The organism is Bacillus sp. B19-2, assembly GCF_022832475.1.
In the GTDB taxonomy this organism is placed as follows: Bacteria; Bacillota; Bacilli; order Bacillales; family Bacillaceae; genus Bacillus; species Bacillus paralicheniformis.
In genome coordinates this window covers 277124-297410 of record NZ_JALHKQ010000004.1, presented here as the reverse complement: position 1 = coordinate 297410, position 20287 = coordinate 277124, and the positions used below count along the sequence as shown (strand labels likewise).

Sequence of the window (20287 nt, the reverse complement as noted above, 5' to 3'; positions counted from 1 at the left end):
AAGTTCGGAATTTTTGCCTGTTGGAATGGGGTATATTTGCGATGAGTCCAGGCAATGTTAAGGGAATGTAAATCATCAGGGCGGCAATGTTAAGTTATTGTAAATTTTCGATTTGAATCGTTTACATAGGTTTTAATCTCCATCATAATCATAGTGTTTGGTTTGTAGATTTATGTCGAATTAGGGGGGCAAGACTTTGGAAATAGATGTGCAGCAATTGCTTTTTGAATTCATTGGAGGTCTCGGGATCTTTCTTCTCGGTATTAAGTTTATGGGAGAAGGACTCCAAAAATCAGCCGGAGATAAGCTGAGAGACATTTTAGATCGTTTTACAAGCAACCCTCTGATGGGTGTTTTGGCTGGTATCATTGTCACGGTTTTAATTCAAAGCAGTTCCGGCACGACCGTTATCACTGTCGGTCTCGTCAGCGCCGGCTTTATGACCCTCCGCCAGGCGATCGGCGTCATTATGGGTGCGAACATCGGAACGACGGTCACGGCATTTATTATCGGCTTTGACGTTGGTGCATATGCGCTTCCGATCATCGCCATTGGTTCATTTTTGCTGTTTTTCTTAAAAAGCAAAAAATTTCAGAACCTCGGACAAGTTCTGTTTGGATTTGGTGCGCTTTTCTATGGTTTGGAATTGATGAGCAGCGGAATGAAGCCGCTCCGAACGGTTGAGGCTTTTCATGATTTAACCGTCAGCATGAGTACGAACCCTGTTCTCGGTGTGCTTGTCGGCACGCTTTTCACCGTTCTCGTCCAAAGTTCAAGTGCAACCATCGGGATCCTGCAAGGGCTGTTTGCCGATTCATTAATAGATCTTAACGGCGCTCTTCCTGTATTATTCGGTGACAATATCGGTACGACGATTACCGCCGTACTGGCATCTCTTGGCGCCTCCGTTGCAGCGAGACGGGCTGCGGCCGTTCACGTATTGTTTAACCTGATTGGAACAGCGATCTTCCTGATCTTGCTGAAGCCGTTCACAGCTTTGATTTTAATGCTTCAATCCGCTATAGGGCTGGATCCTAAGATGGTGATTGCGTTTGCCCACGGTATCTTTAATACGTCGAATACGCTGATTCAGCTTCCGTTTGTCGGGATATTGGCTTTGATCGTTACGAAGCTGATTCCGGGCAAAGATTCGGTTGTGGACTATAAAGCAACACATCTGGACCCGCTGTTCATTCAGCAGTCGCCTTCAATTGCCCTGGGACAGGCCAAAGAAGAAGTACTACGGATGGGTGAATTTGCGGTAAAGGGACTTGAGGAAACAAAAGAGTTTTTTAATACAAAACAGGCAAAACATGCGCAAAGCGCTTTTCAAATAGAAGATGCGATCAACAATTTGGACAGGAAGATTACCGATTACTTAATCGAACTGTCAGCCACTACGCTTTCTGAACAAGAATCTGAAGAACATCATATGTTAATGGACACAGTCAGAGACATTGAAAGAATCGGCGATCACTTTGAAAACTTGGTTGAGCTTGGCGAGTACCAGCAATCCAACAGGGTGAAAATTTCCGAAGCGGCAATGGCTGATTTAACGGAAATGCTTGATCTGACTATTTCTACTGTTAAGGAGTCCATTACAGCTCTTGGGGAAAATAACGAAGATGCCGCAAGACGTGTAGTCGAAAAAGAAAATCAAATCGATAAAATGGAACGCAAGCTTCGCAAAAAGCATATTCTTCGCTTAAACGACGGATTATGCAGCGGACAAGCCGGCGTGATCTTCGTCGATATCACCAGCAATCTGGAAAGGATCGGCGACCATGCCGTCAATATTGCAGAAGCTGTTTTAGGCGAAGAAAAACATTAAAAATCGGGAGTCAATCCCGGTTTTTTTATTTTGTGGGCCTTTTTTATCACGGTGTGACATATTTACTAAATTGTGAGCAAAAAGGAAGAACATTCTTCTTCTAGAGACGCAAATCAAGTATAATAGTTTTATTCTTTAGGAGGTATTAAGATGCAGAAATACAGAAGAAGAAACACAACGGCCTTTACGGTTATGTCATATTTCACATTTTTTGCGGGAGTCTTTTTGTTCGGTATCGGCCTTTACAATGCCGACAACCTGCAGCTCAATGAAAAAGGCTATTACATAGCTGTGATGATTTTAGTGGCGGTCGGCGCGATTTTGACGCAGAAAGTGACGAGAGACAACGCCGAGGACAATGAAATCATTGCGGAGCAGGAGAGAAGACAGAATTTGTCGAGTGGTGAGTAAGCTAAAAAAAGCATCTTTAGGGATGCCTTTTTTAATTTGAAATATTTTTATATTTGTTTTCCAAAACGAAGTCAATCATTCCAATAATTTTTGAATGGTTCGATTTTTTTCTAAAGTGTAAGAAGTTTTGGTCTTTGTTTCTTTGCGATTTAGTGATCGTGCCGAACACCCAGATGGAGCTGGCTAAAAGTAATATTGTTAATATCAAAGGGAAAAAATTATGCTCGATGTCATATGAAATGGAAACGACTTGACCAGAAAATATAGCAGTTATAATGCTGGCGGTGAAGGAGCTGTAAAGCGAAGCTTTGATCACATGGCTGATTTTTAGCGTTGGACCCGAAAAATAAACTTTCAACCGGTTTAACGTGGATAAATCTTGTTTTTCGAGGTATGCCATCAGCTCTTCATCGTTTTCAGCTTTTGATAACAATAGAGTTTCAGCCGTTTGTTTTGTTTCTTCGAATAATTGTTTGTCTGTTTGCATGTCTTTTGCCCTTCTTTATTATGAGATTGATAGAGAATCAAAGCGGAGGTGAATGTCCCTCTGCTTTCTAATTGAGTTCTTTCTTAAAACGTTCATCTAAAATAAAATCAATCATACCCGTGATTCTGGAATACTCCGCTCTTTTTTGGAAATGCAGGATTGTTTGCATTGGTCCTTTTCGCGAGGAGATCAGCATCTTGACGATCCAAAGCAAAGAGAAGATCAGATAGAACATGAAGCAGAATGAAAAAAAACTTGAAAGACCATGGGTGAAGGTGGAGACTTGACCAGATAAAAAGGCTGCCATAATGACAGCAGTCATACTGCTAAAAAAAATGCCCTTAATAAAATACGTTAATGTAAAACTTGGATTTGAAAAATAGATTTTTAGCTGATTTAATGTAACAGAATCTTGATTTGCAAGGTATGTAAGCAGCTCTTCGTCACTTTTGTGAGACTCAAGGAGCTTGGCTGTTTGTTCAGCTTTTTGAAATAATTGTTTTTCTTTTATCATTGGATTGTCACTCCTACTTCATAAAAAACATGAGAATTTTATTGGTGCGGTATATTTTTCAATGCCTTTTTGTATTTTTGTTGTAAAACATTATCAATCATTTTTACGTTACGTGCAAACTCGGCTTTCTTGGAAAAGTGTGTAATAAATTGAATCGGCTTTTTTTTCAAAGTGACAAGCTGTTTAAGCACCCAAAAAATACACCCCGCAAATATGACAGCTAATATTAGAATGGAGATCCCGGAAACGAAAGGGAATATCGAAGCTGCTTGACCAGAAAGAATTGCAGTTATGAAGGTAGCCAATATTATACTGAAAAATGCTGCACTGATGAAATAATGAAGCGCAAATGAAGGATCTGAGTAATAGACTTTCAGTTGATTTAAGGTTAATGAATCTTGTTTAGCGAGAAAGGCTAATAACTCTTCGTCACTCTTATCGCGGTAAGTTTTAAGGGTTTTGGCTGTTTTTTGCGTTTCAATAAATACTTGTTTGTCTGTGTTCAATGTTGATACCTCCACGATACTTTAATTTTGAAAAACTGAATAAATACATTATATTATGTATTTATTCAGCTTTCATTAAATAAGGAAATTAATGAGATATTAGTTATCTAAATATCACAGCAGACACCGCCGCGCCAATAGCGATTTCAGATGCTGAGTTCCAGCTAATTACACCAGCTTCTGTTATGATATTTCCGCCAACTGCAATCCCAATTGTTCCTCTTTTTACTATTGACATAAAAAAATACGGAAATTAACTTCACTAAATGAAGTGAAGTTTTCCGTATCTCGTTTATCTCAACAGCCCCAAGCTTCCTGTCAGTCGCGCCACTTTTTTCTTGTCGCCGCAAACGCCGATTCCAAAATAGCGGTAATCGGAAGCTGCGGTGCTTTGAAATGTTTCAATATATGCTTCATATGTATGAATGCCTTGCGCGACATCGGTGAAATCGACCGTCAGAATATCGTTGAATTCGTCGGTCAACAACTTTTGTCTTAATTGATGAAGCAGCTCGGCGTTGCCTTTTAAAATGGGGATTGGAAGTTTGACGATACCCAAATGGTCGATTCCCGAGCCGTCCGTTACATTTTCTCCGAGCAGGCCGGGTTTGTTTTTGCCGAGTGCAGCCCCCAGGATTGCAGCTGTATTGGCAATTAACCCGAGCGGCAGGCTTTCATCGATGATCAGTGCGCATTTTGTTTCTTCTATCAAATTTGTTCCTCCTTCAGCTGCGGTTTTGGTTTTGTTTCAGAAATATAAAGACCGGCCAATGTGAGCGCTCCTCCGCAAAAAGCAACCCATGTCAGTTTTTCTTGCAGAATGACGACGGATGCGGCAATGGTGATGACGGGTACCATATAGATATAAGCGCTCGTTTTTACCGCCCCAAGCACACCGACCGACCAGTTCCATGTCACAAAGCAAAGCGCAGATGCGCCCGCACCTAAGAACAGGATATTCAGCCAATTGGCGGGGGAGGCGAAAGGGCTTGCGTCGAAGCGGAAATCAAACAGAAACAGAGCGGGAACCATGAATAGCAAGCCGTACAGAAAGATCCGCTGTGTGCATTGGATTGTATGATAACCGAATGTGCTGATTTTTTTCATCAAAATCGCATATGCCGCCCAGACGAATGCGGAGGCAGCAGCAAGAATGTCGCCGAGCGGATTCAGCTTGAGCATGATTTGTCCGTTAAAGAAAATGAGCGCAAGTCCTGTAAAAGCGGCGGCGAATCCAATGAAGAAGCGGGGCTCCAGCCTTTCGCCCGAAAGGAAAAAATGCGCCAATACCGCGGTGATCATCGGAATAACCGCGACGATCATGCCGGCGTTTGAGGCGTAGGTAAGGGTAAGCGCGATGTTTTCCAACAGAAAATAAAGCGTCACCCCGCATAAGCCTGCTCCCGCAAACAGCGCTTCCTGCCTCCAGCTCCGGAATGTCAGCACATGTGGATGCACCATGATCAGCACAATCAATCCGATGAGAAACCGGTAAAACAATATATCTACGGGCGGGAAATCCTCGAGCAGCACCTTTGTCGAGACAAAAGTGGTACCCCAGATGATGATCGTGATGACAGCTGCGAGGTGTCCGGCGGTTTCGCGTCTTGTCTTCATCCTTTGATCTCCTGCCTGTCATATTCAAAGATTTTCATATATTGTTTCGGCGTCAGCCCGACCTGCCGCTTGAAAAATTTCGTCATATGGCTCTGATCGCTGAAGCCTGTTTGGAAAGCGGCATCGATTGGTTTTACGCCTTCTTCCAACAGCTTTTTCGCATGATTGATACGGACGGTTTCCAAGTAGCTGTAGGGAGAAATTCCTTTCTGCTTCGTAAACGACCGCAGGAGGTGATACTTGCTCCAGCCTGTCAGCTTGCTTAAATGTTCAAGCGTAATGTTTTCCTGGTAATGGGATTCCAAATAACCGCACACCGCTTTGACTTCGTCGGACGGTTCAGGCGCATTTTCGAGAAACGCGACATCAGAATACGTTCGAATCAACTCCTCGAGAAGGTTGAGGAAAAGCTCCTCTTTTTTCAAGGCTTTTTCTTTCTGCAATATTTGAATGTGAAGCTCCTTCAAGCTGGCGTTCAGCTCATGACGGAACAAGACATTCTCCGTGAAATAGGGGAGGCTGTCGGTCCCGGTGATCTCCTTCACAAATCTTCTCATAACATCAGGCATCACATTTATGCAGCGATAATCGAGCGCCTTTCCGTCAATCTGCTCGCAACTGTGCGTGTCATAAGGATTGAAAAGCACGAGATCGCCCTGATTAATGATGTATTCTTCTCCCTTGCAAAGTAAATAGCGCTGCCCCTTCTCGATAAAACCAATCACAAAATACTCGTGAAAGTGATTCGGAAACTTCTGCATAATCCCTTTAAAGCGGTAGGCTTCAACATTCAGATCAGGGTCCAGAAAAAGCGTGCGGGTTTCATTTCGCATGTCGGGCCTCCTTGGTGTGATGATGTTTAAGTTTATCATGTTTATGGGAGATTTCTTGTATGATGTTGCTTAATGAAAAAAAGGATACAATGGAAGAAAAAAAGAGGTACCCAAAGTGAAAAAGAAATGGATTGCATCAATTGCCTTCACGATGATACTGGGCATCGGCATCACGATTTACTGTCTGTTTTTTGAACATAACAAGCTGAGTGGAGTGACTTCAAACGGGGAATGGGAACTCTCTTATTCTAAAGAAAGGGAAGAGCAATATTGGAATGGCTATGTTTCGAAGAAAACGAGTGAAGATGCGGAGTTAAAGAGAGTCGTATTTTTTGTGAATGGAAAAGAGATGGTTCATTACGAACAGGATGAACAAGAGGAAAGCGCAGCGCATTCTGATACAGTCAATGTTGTCTGGCTGGGTGATGCCCCTGAAAAGAATGAGCAATTTGAAGGTGTCGTGGAATGGAATCAGAATGGTGAAGATCATAAGGAGAGGGTTAAACTGACAGCAACTACAGGGTCATAAAAATTGATCCATTGTAACTTTTAGTGTAATATTACACTAAAAAGAACGTCGGAGGTTCCTCCATGGATAAAGAGTACATAACCGAACTTATTTCTTCTAAATTAAGATTAATCCGTGCGGAAAGCGGCTATACACAGGAGAAAATGGCGAACGTGCTCGGGATGTCGAAGAAAACGCTCGTGCAAATTGAAAAGGGCAGGTCGGCAGCGGGGTGGGCGCATGTTGTCGCGGTATGCGCGCTTTTTCGGAACAGTGAAGTGCTGCAGGCCGTGCTCGGGGATGAGCCCCTTGAGGTGGTGGAGACTGTCGCTCATCGAAGCATCGACAGACCAAAAGGGAAGACGCTTGGCGGAAAAGTGTGGTGGCGGGACATTGAGAAAAAAGGCGAGTTCCGCCTTCAGCAAAACTTGATTTCTCACCATTACCGCATTTTGGATTCGTATGACGACCTATGGTTCAGCACATTTGAAAAACAGGATGCTGTGGCGCGTTTGGACGAGCTGTTAAATGAACAGGACGGGGTGGAATGAAGAAAAAGTTAAGTCCTCTGAATTTGCTGGTTTTCATTCCTCTAAGACAGACATAGTGAAAAACACTGCGTGTCGTGTCTGCAATCGGACGTGAGAACAGTTTTCCCCCCGCCTTATTTTCACTCCAGTACATCATCAAGCAGCTTCCACATCAGCTCCCTCCGGTTTCCTGCGCCCGTCTTCAAAAAAATCGATTTCAAGTGGTCTTGAACGGTGTAAGCCGATATATGCAATTCGTTTCCGATGGCTTTTGTTGAAAGTCCGCGGATGACCCGGTAAACGATGTCTTTTTCCCGGTCCGACAGGCTGTAGGCTTCTGCTATCAGCGGTATGGTTTCTGCCGGTGAGGCAGGCTCGAATGAAACGGCGATCTGGCCTGACGGGCCAAAGCCGTCTAAACGGCTCGCTTTAATGGATAGGTAGGAATGGCCCGGAATCGAGATGACCGTTTTTGCCGGATCGGCAGTTTCGGCCGCTGCCCGCGTGCAGACGGCCCGGACAGGTCTCGGCACGGCATCGCTGCCGATGCTTTCCCAGCCGCGCAAGATGTTCAGCCAATGGAGGGCCGCTCGGTTGCATGACAAGGGCTGCAGGTCTTCCGACAAAATCAGAATGCCTCCGACATGTTTCATGTGAAACACGTCTTTTTTTGACAGGTGGTGTCTGAATAGCTGAAGGTGCCGGCCGATAAGCGGTGCGAGAGAAGCAAGCAAGCTCTTATCCTTTTCTGTAAACAGCGGCTGTCCTCTTTTCCTCAACAGGGTAAGGTATCCCCAGCACTCCCCCTTGCTGAGGAGAACGGCGCGCAATTCATCTTCATAGCCTGCCGGCCCAAGAATGTTGCTGTAGCGTTTGCTTTGCCGGAAGTCTCCTTTGACCGATTCACTTAATATAGCCGCTGTCTGCCGTGTCTGAATTAAGGCTGCGAATCGATTCACATCCTCCTCCGTGTACTCAAGCTCGAATAATTGCGGATGGATCGCTTCAATTTGATCGTCTGTGACGGCTCCGATGGACAGTAAGGTCTTGGGGTCTACAGCTGTGCAGCATGATGCGTCAAACGGAATCGCCTGTTTTAATGCAGACAGCATGGCTTCGATATATTGGGGCGAAGAACGGGATGTGCGCTGCAGGTCGTTCAGTATGTCTTTTAACGGCCGGTTCATGTCGGTCCTCCTCTTTAAAAATTCCCAGGTTTAAGGGATGGTGGTTTGCTGAAACTCCTTTATAATTGAGAACGATTCTTAATTAATTTTACTAAAAGGAGAACGGCTTGTCATGAACATGGACTGGAATCATCCTGATGTCTATCAATACGAAAAAAAAATCCCTTTAAAAATCCCGTGCTATGAAATGCTTTACGATATGATGGATCGCTTGTTGACGGTCCGGCTTTCTGAAGATGCGGCTAATGTGATGGTCGTCGGGGCCGGAGGCGGGCAGGAGCTCGTGACGCTTGCAAAAAGGCACCCGAATTGGTCATTTACAGGAGTCGATCCGTCTGCCAGCATGCTCGGTTTGGCGAGAAAAAGGCTGGAGCTTGCGGGAATTCAGCTTCAAGCCGATCTGATTGAAGGAGAAGTACATCAGCTTGAGTGCGGATTTCATTATGATGCTGCGACATGCATGCTTGTGCTTCACTTTGTCCGCCATAAGCTCGAATTTTTGCAGCAGATCGCTTCAAGATTGGCGATGGCGCTCCGTTTTTCATTGCGGCCATTCAAGGCGACATGACGTCAGAGACATTCAAGTGGCAGATGTGTGCCTGGAAGGAGCATATGCTGGCAGGCGGGATTTCTGAACAGGAATGGGAGAGCTTTTCCGCTTCAATCGGCAGCCGCTCTCATCCGGTGCCGGCTTCAGAGGTGGAGGATCTGCTCGGCAAAGCAGGCTTTACAAACGTAACGAGATTTTTCAGCGCTTATGTAATCGACGGCTGGTTTGCTGTGAAGGGAGGCGGCAAACAGTGAAGAAACATATTGTCGTGATCGGCGGGTACGGTCATGTCGGCGCCCAAATCTGCCGGAGGCTCGGGGAAAAATATCCGGGCCGTGTGTATGCTGCCGGAAGAAACCTGGATCGCGCCGAGCGTTTTAGTCAGGAAACGGGCGGCCAAGTGAAGCCGATGCGTTTCAACAGAGATGCACCGGCTGACTGGGATTGGCTCAAGACGACAAAGCTGGTGATCGTGTGCATCGATCAGGAAAACACTGAGTTGGCAGAGGCTTGTCTGGCGAACGGCGCGGATTATATCGACATTACGGCGAACGGTTCATTTTTGGCTCAGCTTGAACAGCTGAATGACGAAGCATGCCGCGGCACAGGATTATTAAGCGTCGGCCTGGCTCCGGGGCTTACCAATTTACTTGCGCAGAAAGCCGCCCAGGCTCTCGATGAAACGAGCCGGATTGATATTGCGATCATGCTCGGTTTAGGTGACAGCCATGGAAAAGCGGCGATCGAGTGGACAGTTGACCATCTGAATACGGTGTATGATGTGAAAGAAAATGGACGCTCGATGAAAGTCAGCAGTTTTACAGACGGCCGGCGGACAAACTTCGGCGGACGATTGGGGCGCCGGACAGCGTACCGGTTTCCTTTTTCAGATCAGGTGACATTGCCAGGCACATTAGCCGTCCCTTCTGTTTCCACCCGGCTTTGCTTTGATTCAAAGGCTGCAACTGCACTGATTGCCGCCATGCAAAAAATCGGCGCAGTCAAGCTCTTAAACAATAAGGGAATTCGAAATCTGGCGGTCCGTATGCTGGGGATGCTCAACATCGGATCGGCGCAATACGCGGTAAAGGTGGATGCTGAAGGGGTGAAAAACGGCCGAAGCGCCGGAACAGGCATCGCGCTGTTCGGCGAAAATGAATCATTCATTACCGCACAGACAGCCGCTGCAGCCGCGTCCGCTCTGTATACCGGAAGCTTTCCGCACGGAATATTTCATTTGGAACAGCTGTTTGAGCTTGAATGGGAAGGAAGAGAGTCTTGCTTAAAGGAGAAAGAAACCGGTGAGCGGTTTGTGATATCGTTTGACATCTTGTTAGAAAGTGAGATGATAAATATTAGAAAATAATAGAAGGAGTGGGGAAATATGCAGCCTGAAGATATTGTCAGAAGCGGTCCGAACCAATACGTTTGCAGAGAGGGGATCGCGAAAGAACTGCCGTCATTTGCGAGTACATTCGAACATCCCGTCATCATCACTGGAGTCAAATCGTTTAAAGCTTTTACGAGTTATACGACGCCTCCAAACAATTGGAAAGTCATTCAGCATACGGGCTGCAGTTCCCTAAATAAGATTAAAAAAGCAGCAGAAGAAGCAGAATCGGCAGATGTCATCATTGGGATAGGCGGGGGTACCGTCTTAGATACGGCGAAGGCAGCCGCCGATTTGTTGGACATTGAAGTCATGACGATTCCGACGATCCCGGGAACATGCGCGGCAAGCACGCCGTTAAGCGTCATCTATGATGATGACGGCAACTTTTCGGGCGTTCAATATCATAAGCGCTCCAGCTATTTGACGCTGGTCGATCCGCTGCTTCTCCTCTCTTCGCCGGTTGCTTATGTGAAAAGCGGAATCGGTGATACGCTTGCGAAATGGTATGAGGCTGAAGCGATCATCAGAAATACGGCCGATTCGCTTTCCATCATGGTTCAGACAGGGCTGAGGCAGTCTGTCTATATTCGGGATATTTTGTTGACAGAAAGCCTGAAAGCGATAGAAAGTCTTGAAAAAGGCGAATCCTCCTCATCTTTCGCAAATGTCCTCGAAGCGGTCATCGCGCTGGCTGGCACAGTAGGCGGATATGCGGGACGCTACGGCAGAATGGCCGGAGCCCATGCCATTCACAACGGCTTAACGTTCATCCCCGAAACCCATCGTGTGCTGCACGGCCAAAAGGTAGCCTACGGAATACTCGTGCAGCTTGCTTTAGAAGGGCGGACAGATGAAATCGCCGAACTCGTTCCCTTTTATGAAGGGCTCGGTTTTCCGAGAAGACTTAGCGATTTAGGCATTTTAGAAAACGTTGAAGAGGCAAAACGGACCATCGCCGCCCATGCCGTGCGTCCGGATGAATCTTTATGTTTGATGGGATCTTTTCATGAAGCTGATGTGATGGCGGCGATAGAGTCGCTCGAATAAACCCGGGTTTATACGCCTTTGAACTATTCAAAGGCGTATTTTATTTTTTGTAAACAGGGTCTTTATCACTATATTTTTGTAAAAAAATTTCATCCGCGGCCGATATAAATAAAAAATACTTTGCTTGAAAGAAGGGGGAGCAATGTGAAAAGCCCGAGATGGAATAATATCACAATCGGCGGCAAATACGGCATTATTTTCTGTGTGATGTTAACAGCGTTTTTAACATCCGTTTTGATTACATATGGTCTGTTACATGATACGAGCCAGACGGTTCAGGATACGAAATCGAAAAATGAAACGGCCGTTCAGTCGGCAAAGCTGATGTCCCTATATCAAAATAAATATTTGCACATTCCGGAGTACATCATAAATGCCCAGGATGAAAAATTGACCGATTATATGAAGTACAGCCAGGAATTTGCCGATACGGCCAAAAAGCTGAAAAAAGAGCTGCATTCAGATGAGCAGCTTGACATGTTTGATCAAATCATTGAAAACAATCATTCACTGGATGAGTACTTTTTCAGCGAAATTGTCCCAAATGTGCAGCAAATCAACACTGAGAAATTTTTAACCCTTCAGAAAAAAGCGAACAAGCTCAAAGAGGAGACGATGACGTTAGGCGAAAACCTGAAAGAAAACGCTGTCAAATCCAATGTTGAGTCGATTGGACAAGCCCAATCCAATATGACGAAAACCATTTATATTTTAGGCGTCTCAATCCTGATTTCGGCGATTGTGTCAGCAGGACTTCTGATCATTGTCAGCCGGCAGATCAAGAAAAATCTGAAGCGAGTTGTGGCAGCAAGCGAAGAAATTGCAAAGGGTCATTTGAATTTTGAAGCCCTTGATTACAAAGGAAAAGATGAAATCGGGCAGCTTTCGCAAGCGGTGAATCATATGGGCGGAAGCCTGCGTGAGATGATCGTCGAAGTATCCGGGATCGCAGCCGAAGTCGATAAGCAATGTCTCACGTTTACGAGCGTCTCGGCTGATGTTAAAGAAGGAAGCGAACAGGTCGCTGTCACTGTTGAAGAATTGGCAAACGGCGCCACGAATCAGGCAAATGAAGCGGCCAATATTTCGGAGCAGACACAGGAGCTCACCGGGCAGATTCAGCACGCCCATGAAAGCGGCGAAACGCTGGCCCGGTTTTCAAAAGAAGTGCTTCACGTGTCTGTCGACGGCGACAAACAGATGGCTCAGTCATTGCAGCAAATGAATGTCATCAATCATGTAATGGAGGCATCCGTAGAAAAAGTCAGTGTTCTGGAGGAACAGACACAGTCGATCCACAAGCTTGTCGAAATGATAACAGGTATGGCCGAACAAACGAATTTGCTCGCCTTAAACGCGTCCATAGAAGCGGCAAGGGCCGGCGACGCCGGAAAAGGGTTTGCCGTAGTAGCCGGCGAGGTGAAAAGACTGGCCGAAGAAGTGAAAAGCTCTGTCAGCAGCATCACCGAAATCGTCACGGCGATTCAAACCGAAACATCTTCCATGGCCGGTGATTTAAAAACCGGTTTTTCCGAAGTTCATAAAGGCAAAACCCAGATTGAGACTTCCGGCCGGTATTTTTCAGAGATTAAAGATAAAGTGACGGATATGACTGACCGTGTGTCGGACATTTCGGAGGCATTATCGCATTTCAGACGTTCAAGTGAGGAGATTAACGGCTCGGTCGAGCATATTGCGGCGATTTCCGAAGAAAGCGCGGCCGGTTCTGAAGAAATTTCAGCGTCCGTGCATGAGCAAAGCGGTTCGATTGAAAAGATGGACGAAAGCGCAAGGCTTCTGGGAGAGATGGTTGAACGGATGAATGTGATGATCAAGCGGTTTAAACTCTAAACAGAATGGGGGGTTTTAATGTTGTCGATATATGTGAAAAGAGGGTTGTTGGCACTTGCGCTGTTTAGTCTCCTCGCAGCTGTTGCCGGGTGTTCATTCAATTCTGCTGAAAAAAGCTCCAACCGTGAAGAAAAAGTAAAGCTGATTGCCGACTCCGACAAATTTTACGTCGGTTTTGCCATCGATACGCTGAAGGAAGAGCGCTGGTACAAAGATAAAGAGGCGTTAGAGAAAGAAGTCAAAAACCTCGGCGGAGAAGTCAAGACGCTTGCCGCTAACGGAAATAAAGAAGTTCAGATTCAGCAGGCCGAGCTCTTGATCAGCGAAGGGGTCGACGTGCTTGTCGTTGTACCGGCAGATGCGGATGCTGCGGCGGAAATCGTGAAAAAGGCGCACAGCGCCGGTGTAAAAGTGATTTCGTATGACCGGCTGATTCGAAACGCGGATGTTGATTATTACGTTTCATTTGATAACGAAAAGGTCGGGGAACTGCAGGCTGAAGCGATTGTAAAAAAAGCGAAGAAAGGGAACTTCGTATATATCGGCGGGTCGTCTCTTGACAACAATGCGGTCTTATTCCGAAACGGCGCCATGAAAGTGCTCGAACCGTTGAAGCAGCAGGGGAAAGTCAAGGTCGTGCTTGACGAATATACGAAAGACTGGCTTCCTGAAGAAGCGAAAAAGAACATGAAAAAAGCATTGAACAAGACGAAGGATATCGACGCCGTCATCGCCGCCAATGACGGTACGGCTGGCGGGGTGATCGAGGCGCTGCAGGAGGCGGGCCTGGCCGGAAAAATTCCGGTGTCCGGACAGGATGCGGAACTTCAAGGCGTCCAAAGAATTGTGAACGGTACCCAGACGATGACCGTTTATAAACCGATTCCCGCGCTCGCCAAAAAAGGCGCTGAAATGGCTGTTCAAGCGGCGAAAGGCGAAGCGATTCAAACCGATACAACCGTAGAAAACGGCAAAGCCAAAGTACCGGCGATTTTACTTGAGCCGTATGCCGTTACAAAAGGCAATATCAATGAGACCGTGATCAAAGACGGCCATCTGTCCAAAAAAGATATTGATAAATAAAACGAAGTCAGCCATCCGTTACAGGATGGCTGACTTTGTTAAATTTCTACTTTCACATCGGCGCTTTTCTTCAGTTTTTCAACCTGCTGTCCGAGTTTTTCCTGTCTTTTTTGCTGTTTGAGCATGTCTTGGATTTGCTTCTTGACGTCGTCAAACGCAGGTGTGTTTTTCTGTCCGCTGTCTTTTTGCTGTGCGGCAAATTGATCATAGTAATCTTTGATTTCTTTGTCTGTGACCTGATCTGCCGGCAGTTCTTTGTCAATATATTTTTCTGTTTTGATACTGTCGGCAATGTCGCTTTTCAGCGTGTTCATGTTTAAGCCGGCTTTTTTGACCGCTTCCTCAAAATCTTGATCGTTTTTATACTGCTTTTTGCTTTCGTCCAGCTGTTTTTCAATTTCTTTCTCAGATGCTTTGTAGCCTTTTTTGTCCGCTTCTTGGGTAATTAAAGCCTGTCCGACGAGGCTGTCGATGGCCTGCTTTTTGATTTGCTGTGCCGCATCTTTTGAAGTCGGATCCTGTCCTGTTTGCTGATACTGCATTTGTGCGGTTGATAATACGCTGTTATAGTCCTTGCCTGTGATCTTTTCATCGTTAACGACAGCCACTGTTTTTGTTTCATCGACCTTTTGCTGATCAAGTTTTTTCTGCATGGCTTTCATTTGCTTTTCTTGATCCTGCTGCCCGCTTTGGGCTGTTTTCGCTTGATCTTTTGTCTGGGATTGCTGATCATCATGATTTGAAGCGCAGGCGCCCAACACGACAGCCAATAATCCGATCATGAGAGATGATATGCCTTTTTTCATAATATATCTCCTTTCTTCAAACAGAAGTGATTCTTAAAATGACCTTTAGTGGGCATTCTAAACGATCGTCTCTGAAAAAGAAACCATTTGGAATCAATTTTCCAAAATGTAATCGAATTGAAAGGAGATCGTAATGTGATGGCCGAGTTCCGGTTTACTTGATATGCTTCGGATCAAAGCCGTAGACTTGGAAGTCCTTCGCAAAAATCTCCTGCACCAACTCTTTTGTTTCGTCATTGTAAAAGCTCTCAAAAGTCGGTAACACCCAGTCGAAGGTTGACATGGTGAAAACGGTGTCCGCGAACTTTCCTTTTTTAAGCATAGTATCGGAAAGATGGTGCGGTGATTTCGACAGCTGGGTTATCGGAGATTTCAATAATTTGTATTTGTTTTCAATCTCTCTGATTTGCGCGCTGAATTGCTCGAGGTAAATATAATTGGTGACAAACTCTTCTTCTTCTTCGAGATACTGAGGACCAAGGTGCCGGTCAATGGCGCTGATATCCGGCCCCAAATCTTTTAAATGATGCAAGAATTGGGTGAAAGACAGCCCTGTATTCATGTCACTGTTGAACAGACAGATAAAATGCGGGGAGCAAATCGCCGTCAGAAAGGAACTGACTGCTCTCCGGAAAGGGTTGCGCACAAGCTTGTAAGTGTCCTTTTTTCCCTCTTTTAATTCTGCCAGAAGATCCTTCACATAATCCGGCTGCTGCATATAGATCGTATTTCTGTAGTGATGAACCTCCCCCGCGCATCTTCGGCTAACATCTTCAAGCAGCCCGTTTTGGAAAAAGAACCAGCGATTCAGCGTCGTGCAGCCGCTTTTTGGAATCCAGAACAGAATAATAGGAAAATCTTTCGCAAAAAGAGGGGTATAAAGGTAAATCAAGCGATTCAGTCTCTCATCTTCAAACATGCAGAACACATCCACTTCTTTCTTGGTTTTGGTCCGCCCTGAGACAGCGGTTGCCTTTATACACCAAAGTATGCCGTCACAAATGAATTGATAGGGCGATAATATGAATATATTTCAAAATGATAAGATACGGCAGATGATTCCTTATTGAACCATATATAGAAAAATAAGTTTACGCTTTGAAACAATCTTATGATATTAGAGCATGCCTGTACAGTTTATATATAATGGAACTTTCTGTTTCACTGCATGCTCCGCCTGAGGTAACATGAAAATGAGAAATGCCTGGGATCGTTCTGAAAGATCAGATGCTCAAGGAAAATGGAATAAAGGGAGGGTCGCTCATGCAGATTCGCATGTCTGAATATCACGTTCCCGACCCCGAATCGGGTCCGTACGGGATCGCCGTATGTGCAAACGGGCGTATTTGGTTTACTGAACAAAAGGGAAACAGGATCGGTATGTTCACAGAATCCGGGGGTTTCACCGAATATACGATTCCGACGAAGAGCGCAGGCGCCTCGATTATCACTTCCGGGATTGGCGGTGAGCTATGGTTTACGGAGTATAAAGCGGGGAAAATCGGAAAAATCACGCCTCAAGGGGAAATAACCGAGTATGCCCTTCCTCCAGGTACTGCCCCGTTTGGGATCGCCGTAGGCTGTGACGATGCCATATGGTATACCGATATGGCCGGACATCAAATCGGCAGGCTGTCATCTTCAGGCGAAATAACGGAATATAAACTGCCCAAACCGGGAGCCTTCCCGTCACTTATTACAAGGGGAGCAGACGATGCCCTCTGGTTTACACAAAATCAAAGCAGCTCCATCGGACGAATAACAGCAGATGGAGACATTAGCGAGTATCCGCTTCCTGGAAAACAATCCGGACCGGTTGGAATCACTGCTGGCCCGGACGGAGCTTTGTGGTTTACAGAAATAAACGAAAATCAAATTGGGCGAATAACGGTCTCAGGTAAGATCAGCGAATACCCGCTTCCGACAGCCAATGCCCGCCCGCACGCGATTACCCCCCGGCTGTGACGGTGCCCTGTGGTTTACGGAATGGGGTGCGGGTCAAATCGGCCGCATTACAGTCAACGGAGATATTACGGAATATCCAATCCCGACGGCCGATTCTGAACCGCACGGGATAGCGGCCGGACCAGCCCAATCGATCTGGTTTGCAGAAGAGTGCGGCCGTATTGGGAAAATTTCTATTCTTGATTAAAAAACGTCCAGTTTGCTGGACGCTTTTTTTATATATTATTCCGTTCTCGTTTCCATTCTGCGGTTGGGCGAGCCAAGGCCTTTATTCATCAAGTAAAAATGGAAAATGTATTCTCCGATTGCCATAGCGACTGCTGCAAAAAACGCGGCCAATGCAGCGGTGCTTGCAGCCGTTCCCATCGCAAGAGCCATCAGCCAAACGACAAGAAAAGCGACGCCTAAATCGGCTAAAGTGGCCGTGATGTTATTGGTCTTCGGCAAAATAAACAAATCACCCAGCAAATAGGATACCGCGCCAAGAACAATCGTGATGAAGAGGGTGTTTTCAAAACTGAAATTAAACCCGAGCCCGAGAATAAGATACAGAATCACAATCGTCATGATGCCTTTGATGGCAAGGGCTTTCACATGTTCCATAACAATTCGCTCCTTTATACGAGATTTTAGTTTTTCTTTTCCTCGTATTCAGAAAACGAAACATGCAAACTTGCTTTTTTAACGGGCTTAGACGGATTTCCGCTATTCTTTCGGTTTCTTGCATAGTAGATGATATAGCATAGCGCCATAAATGGCACGCCGCAAAAAAGGGCGATTCTTTGGTTCGGATCAAAGGCAATGCCAATGCAGGATGCCAGACATAGTAGAAAAGCGGCAATCGGTACTGCCGGATAAAGCGGTGTCCGGTATTTTAAGCCGTCTGCGGTGTTTCCTTCAGCCAAAAAGCGTCTGCGGAACATGAACTGCGAGGCTGCAATGCTCATCCAGACGGCAACAACGGCAAAGCCTGAAATCGACACAAGAACGATATAGACGGAATCAGGCGCAAAAACGCTGGAGAGCAGCGACAGAATGCCGCCGATCATACTGAAAATCAGCGCGTTCAACGGGATTCCCCGTGAAGACAGCTTTTGAAAAACGGGGTGTAACGTTTTTTCTTTTGACAGTGACCAGAGCATCCGGGAGCAAGCATACAAGCCTGAATTGGCCGCGGAGAGCAGAGCCGTCAAAATCACAAAATTCATAATGTCGGCCGCGTATGGAACACCGATACGGTCAAAAACGACGACGAACGGGCTTTTGATCACACCGGCTTCGTTGACAGGAATGAGGCATGAGAGCACGAAAATCGTTCCGATGAAGAAAAGCACCAGTCTCCAGAGTGTTGTCTTGATCGCTTTTGGAATGTTCTTTTCCGGTTCGGCGCTTTCTCCGGCGGCAATCCCGATCAGCTCCGTACCCGAAAACGCAAAATTCACGGAGAGCATCGCCATAAAAATTGGAAGGAAACCGTTCGGAAAGAGCCCGCCTTCTCCTGCAAAATTTGAAAGAAGCGGTGCAGAGTCTGTATTTTGTATCGGGATAATGCCGAATATCGCCGCTCCCCCTAAAATAATAAACAATATAATGGCAAGCACTTTAATGCTCGAAAACCAAAATTCGGATTCGGCAAAAAATCTTACTGAGACAGCGTTGAACACGAAAATCAGTGCAGCGAAAACCGCGCTCCACATCCACACCGAAGTATCGGGGAACCAGCGCTGCATTAATAACCCGGCAGCGGTAAATTCCGAACCCAGTGCGACAGCCCAGGTCAGCCAGTAAAGCCAGGCGACGGTGAATCCGGTGCCCGGCCCGATGAATTTGGAGGCGTACATATGAAACGATCCGGTGACAGGCATGGCGACCGATAGTTCGCCGAGGCAGAGCATGACAAGGTAGACGATCAGAGCCCCGACTAAGTAGGCTAAAATCGTTCCGGCAGGACCCGCCTGTGAGATCGTATAACCGGAACTTAAGAAAAGGCCCGTGCCGATAACGCCTCCCAAGGAGAGCATGATCAGGTGTCTCGTTTGCATTTTTCTTTGAAAGTTCTGACGATTGCTGTTTGACTGTTCCATCATACCTCCAGTTTTCTCGCCCAGTCGGCGACGGCTTTTATGTCTTCAGGTGTTGTTCTGCAGCAGCCGCCGATCAGCTGTGCCCCCTGGTTATACCAGCTGCGGGCGCTTTCTCCGAAGGAAGCTTTGCATGCCGCACCATGCCATGTTTTTGTCTCCGGATCATACTGTTCACCAAAATTCGGATAGACGATAATCGGTTTAGCTGTATGCTTTTTGATAACGCCGATGAGCGAAGAGACATGCTCCAGCCGCGTACAGTTTACGCCTACTGCCGCAACCTGGTCATGCTGATCGAGCCATTTCGCGCATTCGCCGGCTTTCGTGCCGTCGCTGATATGACGTCCGTCTTTAGCGCTGAAACTGATCCACGCATGTATATCAGGGAATTCTTTCAATAAACGAACGATTGCTTTTGCTTCTGAAAGGCACGGTATTGTTTCACAGGCCAAAATATCGGCGCCTGCATCGATTAAAGCGCCCATTCGCCGCCTGTGAAAATCGGCCAATTCGTCTTCTGTGACGCCATAATCCCCACGATATTCGGAACCATCCGCTAAAAAAGCGCCGTAAGGGCCTACTGAAGCGGCTACAAACGGTTTGGGCCGGCCTTCGCGGTTTTCCGGCACCGCCCAAAATTCATCGCGTGCTTCTACAGCAAGACGTACAGACTCCCGGATGAGGTGGAGCGCTTCTTGTTCACTGAGGCCGCGTTTTGTGAAACCCTCAACCGTCGACTGATAGCTGGCTGTAATCGCGCAATCGGCGCCCGCACGGAAATAATCGAGATGCACTTGTTTGATAAGCTCTGGGTTTTCGATGAGCATTTTCGCAGACCACAGGCTGTCATTCAAATCACAGCCGTATCGTTCAAGCTCGGTGGCCATCGCGCCGTCAAGTGTGATGATAGGAAATTGTTCTAAAATCGATTGGATCGGATTTGTCATCTCATTGTTGAGGATCTGTCGTTCGAGACCCCGGCCTCCTTTTTTAGAGTTTTTAAAAATATATGAAAAATAGTTTAAAAGACTTCAGTAGCTTTTGTCAATCTACCAAAAATTAATTTTTACTAGTCACTTTTGTC

At 46.2% G+C, this 20287-nt stretch carries 22 protein-coding genes and 1 pseudogene; 11 read left to right on the top strand and 12 right to left on the bottom strand.

The genetic code is table 11. From position 1 onward, the window contains the following. The first annotated feature begins 196 nt into the window (after positions 1-196). The gene (locus tag MST20_RS17430) at positions 197-1831 is read left to right on the top strand and encodes a Na/Pi cotransporter family protein (protein WP_243943792.1); all 1635 of its coding nucleotides are present in this window, start codon (positions 197-199) and stop codon (positions 1829-1831) included. A 150-nt stretch (positions 1832-1981) separates the two neighbouring features. Continuing rightward, complete coding sequence (locus tag MST20_RS17425) at positions 1982-2242, top strand: YiaA/YiaB family inner membrane protein (protein WP_043926066.1); 261 nt, start codon at positions 1982-1984, stop codon at positions 2240-2242. A 31-nt stretch (positions 2243-2273) separates the two neighbouring features. Here MST20_RS17425 and MST20_RS17420 read toward each other — a convergent pair whose 3' ends face one another. The 6 genes from MST20_RS17420 to MST20_RS17395 form a co-directional block, all read right to left on the bottom strand. Beyond that, positions 2274-2729, bottom strand: a complete 456-nt coding sequence (locus tag MST20_RS17420; protein WP_243943791.1) for a hypothetical protein — start codon at positions 2727-2729, stop codon at positions 2274-2276. Positions 2730-2796: 67 nt separating this feature from the next. Next, positions 2797-3243 carry a hypothetical protein gene (locus MST20_RS17415; protein ID WP_243943790.1) on the bottom strand — a complete coding sequence of 149 codons (447 nt, stop codon included), beginning with the start codon at positions 3241-3243 and terminating at the stop codon, positions 2797-2799. A gap of 38 nt (positions 3244-3281) precedes the next feature. Next, positions 3282-3749, bottom strand: coding sequence for a hypothetical protein (locus MST20_RS17410; RefSeq protein WP_243943789.1), 468 nt, complete (start codon positions 3747-3749; stop codon positions 3282-3284). A gap of 292 nt (positions 3750-4041) precedes the next feature. Beyond that, entirely contained in the window at positions 4042-4461 is a 420-nt protein-coding gene (locus MST20_RS17405; RefSeq protein ID WP_243943787.1) for a DUF2000 domain-containing protein, read from the bottom strand. Further along, positions 4458-5366 carry a DMT family transporter gene (locus tag MST20_RS17400; RefSeq protein ID WP_243943784.1) on the bottom strand — a complete coding sequence of 303 codons (909 nt, stop codon included), beginning with the start codon at positions 5364-5366 and terminating at the stop codon, positions 4458-4460. Before MST20_RS17400 ends, MST20_RS17405 begins: the two co-directional genes overlap by 4 nt. Then, positions 5363-6199 carry an AraC family ligand binding domain-containing protein gene (locus tag MST20_RS17395; protein ID WP_243943783.1) on the bottom strand — a complete coding sequence of 279 codons (837 nt, stop codon included), beginning with the start codon at positions 6197-6199 and terminating at the stop codon, positions 5363-5365. The genes MST20_RS17400 and MST20_RS17395 overlap by 4 nt, the downstream gene beginning before the upstream one ends. Positions 6200-6314: 115 nt before the next feature. On the opposite strand from MST20_RS17395, the gene MST20_RS17390 reads away from it, so the two are divergent. Together MST20_RS17390 and MST20_RS17385 are read left to right on the top strand one after the other, a co-directional pair. Then, complete coding sequence (locus MST20_RS17390; protein ID WP_243943780.1) at positions 6315-6728, top strand: hypothetical protein; 414 nt, start codon at positions 6315-6317, stop codon at positions 6726-6728. A 62-nt stretch (positions 6729-6790) separates the two neighbouring features. Continuing rightward, complete coding sequence (locus MST20_RS17385) at positions 6791-7258, top strand: helix-turn-helix transcriptional regulator (protein ID WP_003178531.1); 468 nt, start codon at positions 6791-6793, stop codon at positions 7256-7258. Between the two features lie 119 nt (positions 7259-7377). On the opposite strand, the gene MST20_RS17380 is transcribed toward MST20_RS17385, so the two are convergent. Beyond that, complete coding sequence (locus tag MST20_RS17380; RefSeq protein ID WP_243943779.1) at positions 7378-8424, bottom strand: helix-turn-helix transcriptional regulator; 1047 nt, start codon at positions 8422-8424, stop codon at positions 7378-7380. A 112-nt stretch (positions 8425-8536) separates the two neighbouring features. Between MST20_RS17380 and MST20_RS17375 the strand changes: the two genes are divergently transcribed. The 6 genes from MST20_RS17375 to MST20_RS17350 all read left to right on the top strand — a co-directional run bounded on the left by MST20_RS17375 (position 8537) and on the right by MST20_RS17350 (position 14348). After that, positions 8537-8992, top strand: coding sequence for a class I SAM-dependent methyltransferase (locus MST20_RS17375; RefSeq protein ID WP_243943778.1), 456 nt, complete (start codon positions 8537-8539; stop codon positions 8990-8992). Beyond that, entirely contained in the window at positions 8989-9228 is a 240-nt protein-coding gene (locus tag MST20_RS17370; protein WP_243943777.1) for a hypothetical protein, read from the top strand. Before MST20_RS17375 ends, MST20_RS17370 begins: the two co-directional genes overlap by 4 nt. After that, a complete protein-coding gene (locus MST20_RS17365; protein ID WP_243943776.1) occupies positions 9225-10340 on the top strand; it encodes a saccharopine dehydrogenase family protein in 1116 nt (371 codons plus the stop codon). Before MST20_RS17370 ends, MST20_RS17365 begins: the two co-directional genes overlap by 4 nt. Positions 10341-10358: 18 nt before the next feature. Further along, positions 10359-11414 (top strand): iron-containing alcohol dehydrogenase family protein, encoded by a 1056-nt coding sequence (locus tag MST20_RS17360; RefSeq protein ID WP_243943775.1) that lies wholly within the window; start codon positions 10359-10361, stop codon positions 11412-11414. Positions 11415-11558: 144 nt separating this feature from the next. Continuing rightward, positions 11559-13265: a methyl-accepting chemotaxis protein gene (locus MST20_RS17355; protein ID WP_243943774.1), complete on the top strand. Its 1707-nt coding sequence runs from the start codon at positions 11559-11561 to the stop codon at positions 13263-13265. A gap of 18 nt (positions 13266-13283) precedes the next feature. Beyond that, the gene (locus MST20_RS17350; protein WP_243943772.1) at positions 13284-14348 is read left to right on the top strand and encodes a sugar ABC transporter substrate-binding protein; all 1065 of its coding nucleotides are present in this window, start codon (positions 13284-13286) and stop codon (positions 14346-14348) included. A gap of 38 nt (positions 14349-14386) precedes the next feature. On the opposite strand, the gene MST20_RS17345 is transcribed toward MST20_RS17350, so the two are convergent. Beyond that, positions 14387-15154 carry a SurA N-terminal domain-containing protein gene (locus MST20_RS17345; protein WP_243943770.1) on the bottom strand — a complete coding sequence of 256 codons (768 nt, stop codon included), beginning with the start codon at positions 15152-15154 and terminating at the stop codon, positions 14387-14389. A 154-nt stretch (positions 15155-15308) separates the two neighbouring features. After that, complete coding sequence (locus MST20_RS17340; RefSeq protein WP_243943769.1) at positions 15309-16073, bottom strand: sulfotransferase family 2 domain-containing protein; 765 nt, start codon at positions 16071-16073, stop codon at positions 15309-15311. Between the two features lie 344 nt (positions 16074-16417). Between MST20_RS17340 and MST20_RS17335 the strand changes: the two are divergent. Next, positions 16418-17306 (top strand): annotated as a pseudogene (locus MST20_RS17335) (Vgb family protein). Positions 17307-17341: 35 nt separating this feature from the next. On the opposite strand, the gene MST20_RS17330 reads toward MST20_RS17335, so the two are convergent. Genes MST20_RS17330 through mmuM form a run of 3 tightly spaced genes read right to left on the bottom strand, consistent with a single transcriptional unit; the run spans position 17342 to position 20150 of the window. Continuing rightward, positions 17342-17722: a DUF2512 family protein gene (locus tag MST20_RS17330; protein WP_243943768.1), complete on the bottom strand. Its 381-nt coding sequence runs from the start codon at positions 17720-17722 to the stop codon at positions 17342-17344. Between the two features lie 26 nt (positions 17723-17748). After that, a complete protein-coding gene (gene mmuP / locus MST20_RS17325) occupies positions 17749-19203 on the bottom strand; it encodes an S-methylmethionine permease (RefSeq protein ID WP_243943767.1) in 1455 nt (484 codons plus the stop codon). After that, on the bottom strand, positions 19203-20150 hold the full coding sequence (gene mmuM / locus MST20_RS17320) for a homocysteine S-methyltransferase (RefSeq protein WP_243943766.1): 948 nt from the start codon (positions 20148-20150) through the stop codon (positions 19203-19205). Before mmuM ends, mmuP begins: the two co-directional genes overlap by 1 nt. Between the last annotated feature and the right edge of the window lie 137 nt (positions 20151-20287).

Excerpts from the sequence above, each read along its gene's own strand:
- mmuM (WP_243943766.1), bottom strand. The coding sequence starts at position 20,150 with ATGACAAATCCGATCCAATCGATTTTAGAACAATTTCCTATCATCACA.
- MST20_RS17400 (WP_243943784.1), bottom strand. The coding sequence starts at position 5,366 with ATGAAGACAAGACGCGAAACCGCCGGACACCTCGCAGCTGTCATCACG.
- MST20_RS17380 (WP_243943779.1), bottom strand. The coding sequence starts at position 8,424 with ATGAACCGGCCGTTAAAAGACATACTGAACGACCTGCAGCGCACATCC.
- mmuP (WP_243943767.1), bottom strand. The coding sequence starts at position 19,203 with ATGGAACAGTCAAACAGCAATCGTCAGAACTTTCAAAGAAAAATGCAA.
- MST20_RS17330 (WP_243943768.1), bottom strand. The coding sequence starts at position 17,722 with ATGGAACATGTGAAAGCCCTTGCCATCAAAGGCATCATGACGATTGTG.
- MST20_RS17370 (WP_243943777.1), top strand. The coding sequence starts at position 8,989 with ATGACGTCAGAGACATTCAAGTGGCAGATGTGTGCCTGGAAGGAGCAT.
- MST20_RS17340 (WP_243943769.1), bottom strand. The coding sequence starts at position 16,073 with ATGTTTGAAGATGAGAGACTGAATCGCTTGATTTACCTTTATACCCCT.
- MST20_RS17360 (WP_243943775.1), top strand. The coding sequence starts at position 10,359 with ATGCAGCCTGAAGATATTGTCAGAAGCGGTCCGAACCAATACGTTTGC.
- MST20_RS17395 (WP_243943783.1), bottom strand. The coding sequence starts at position 6,199 with ATGCGAAATGAAACCCGCACGCTTTTTCTGGACCCTGATCTGAATGTT.
- MST20_RS17375 (WP_243943778.1), top strand. The coding sequence starts at position 8,537 with ATGAACATGGACTGGAATCATCCTGATGTCTATCAATACGAAAAAAAA.
- MST20_RS17415 (WP_243943790.1), bottom strand. The coding sequence starts at position 3,243 with ATGATAAAAGAAAAACAATTATTTCAAAAAGCTGAACAAACAGCCAAG.
- MST20_RS17350 (WP_243943772.1), top strand. The coding sequence starts at position 13,284 with ATGTTGTCGATATATGTGAAAAGAGGGTTGTTGGCACTTGCGCTGTTT.
- MST20_RS17385 (WP_003178531.1), top strand. The coding sequence starts at position 6,791 with ATGGATAAAGAGTACATAACCGAACTTATTTCTTCTAAATTAAGATTA.
- MST20_RS17345 (WP_243943770.1), bottom strand. The coding sequence starts at position 15,154 with ATGAAAAAAGGCATATCATCTCTCATGATCGGATTATTGGCTGTCGTG.
- MST20_RS17425 (WP_043926066.1), top strand. The coding sequence starts at position 1,982 with ATGCAGAAATACAGAAGAAGAAACACAACGGCCTTTACGGTTATGTCA.
- MST20_RS17420 (WP_243943791.1), bottom strand. The coding sequence starts at position 2,729 with ATGCAAACAGACAAACAATTATTCGAAGAAACAAAACAAACGGCTGAA.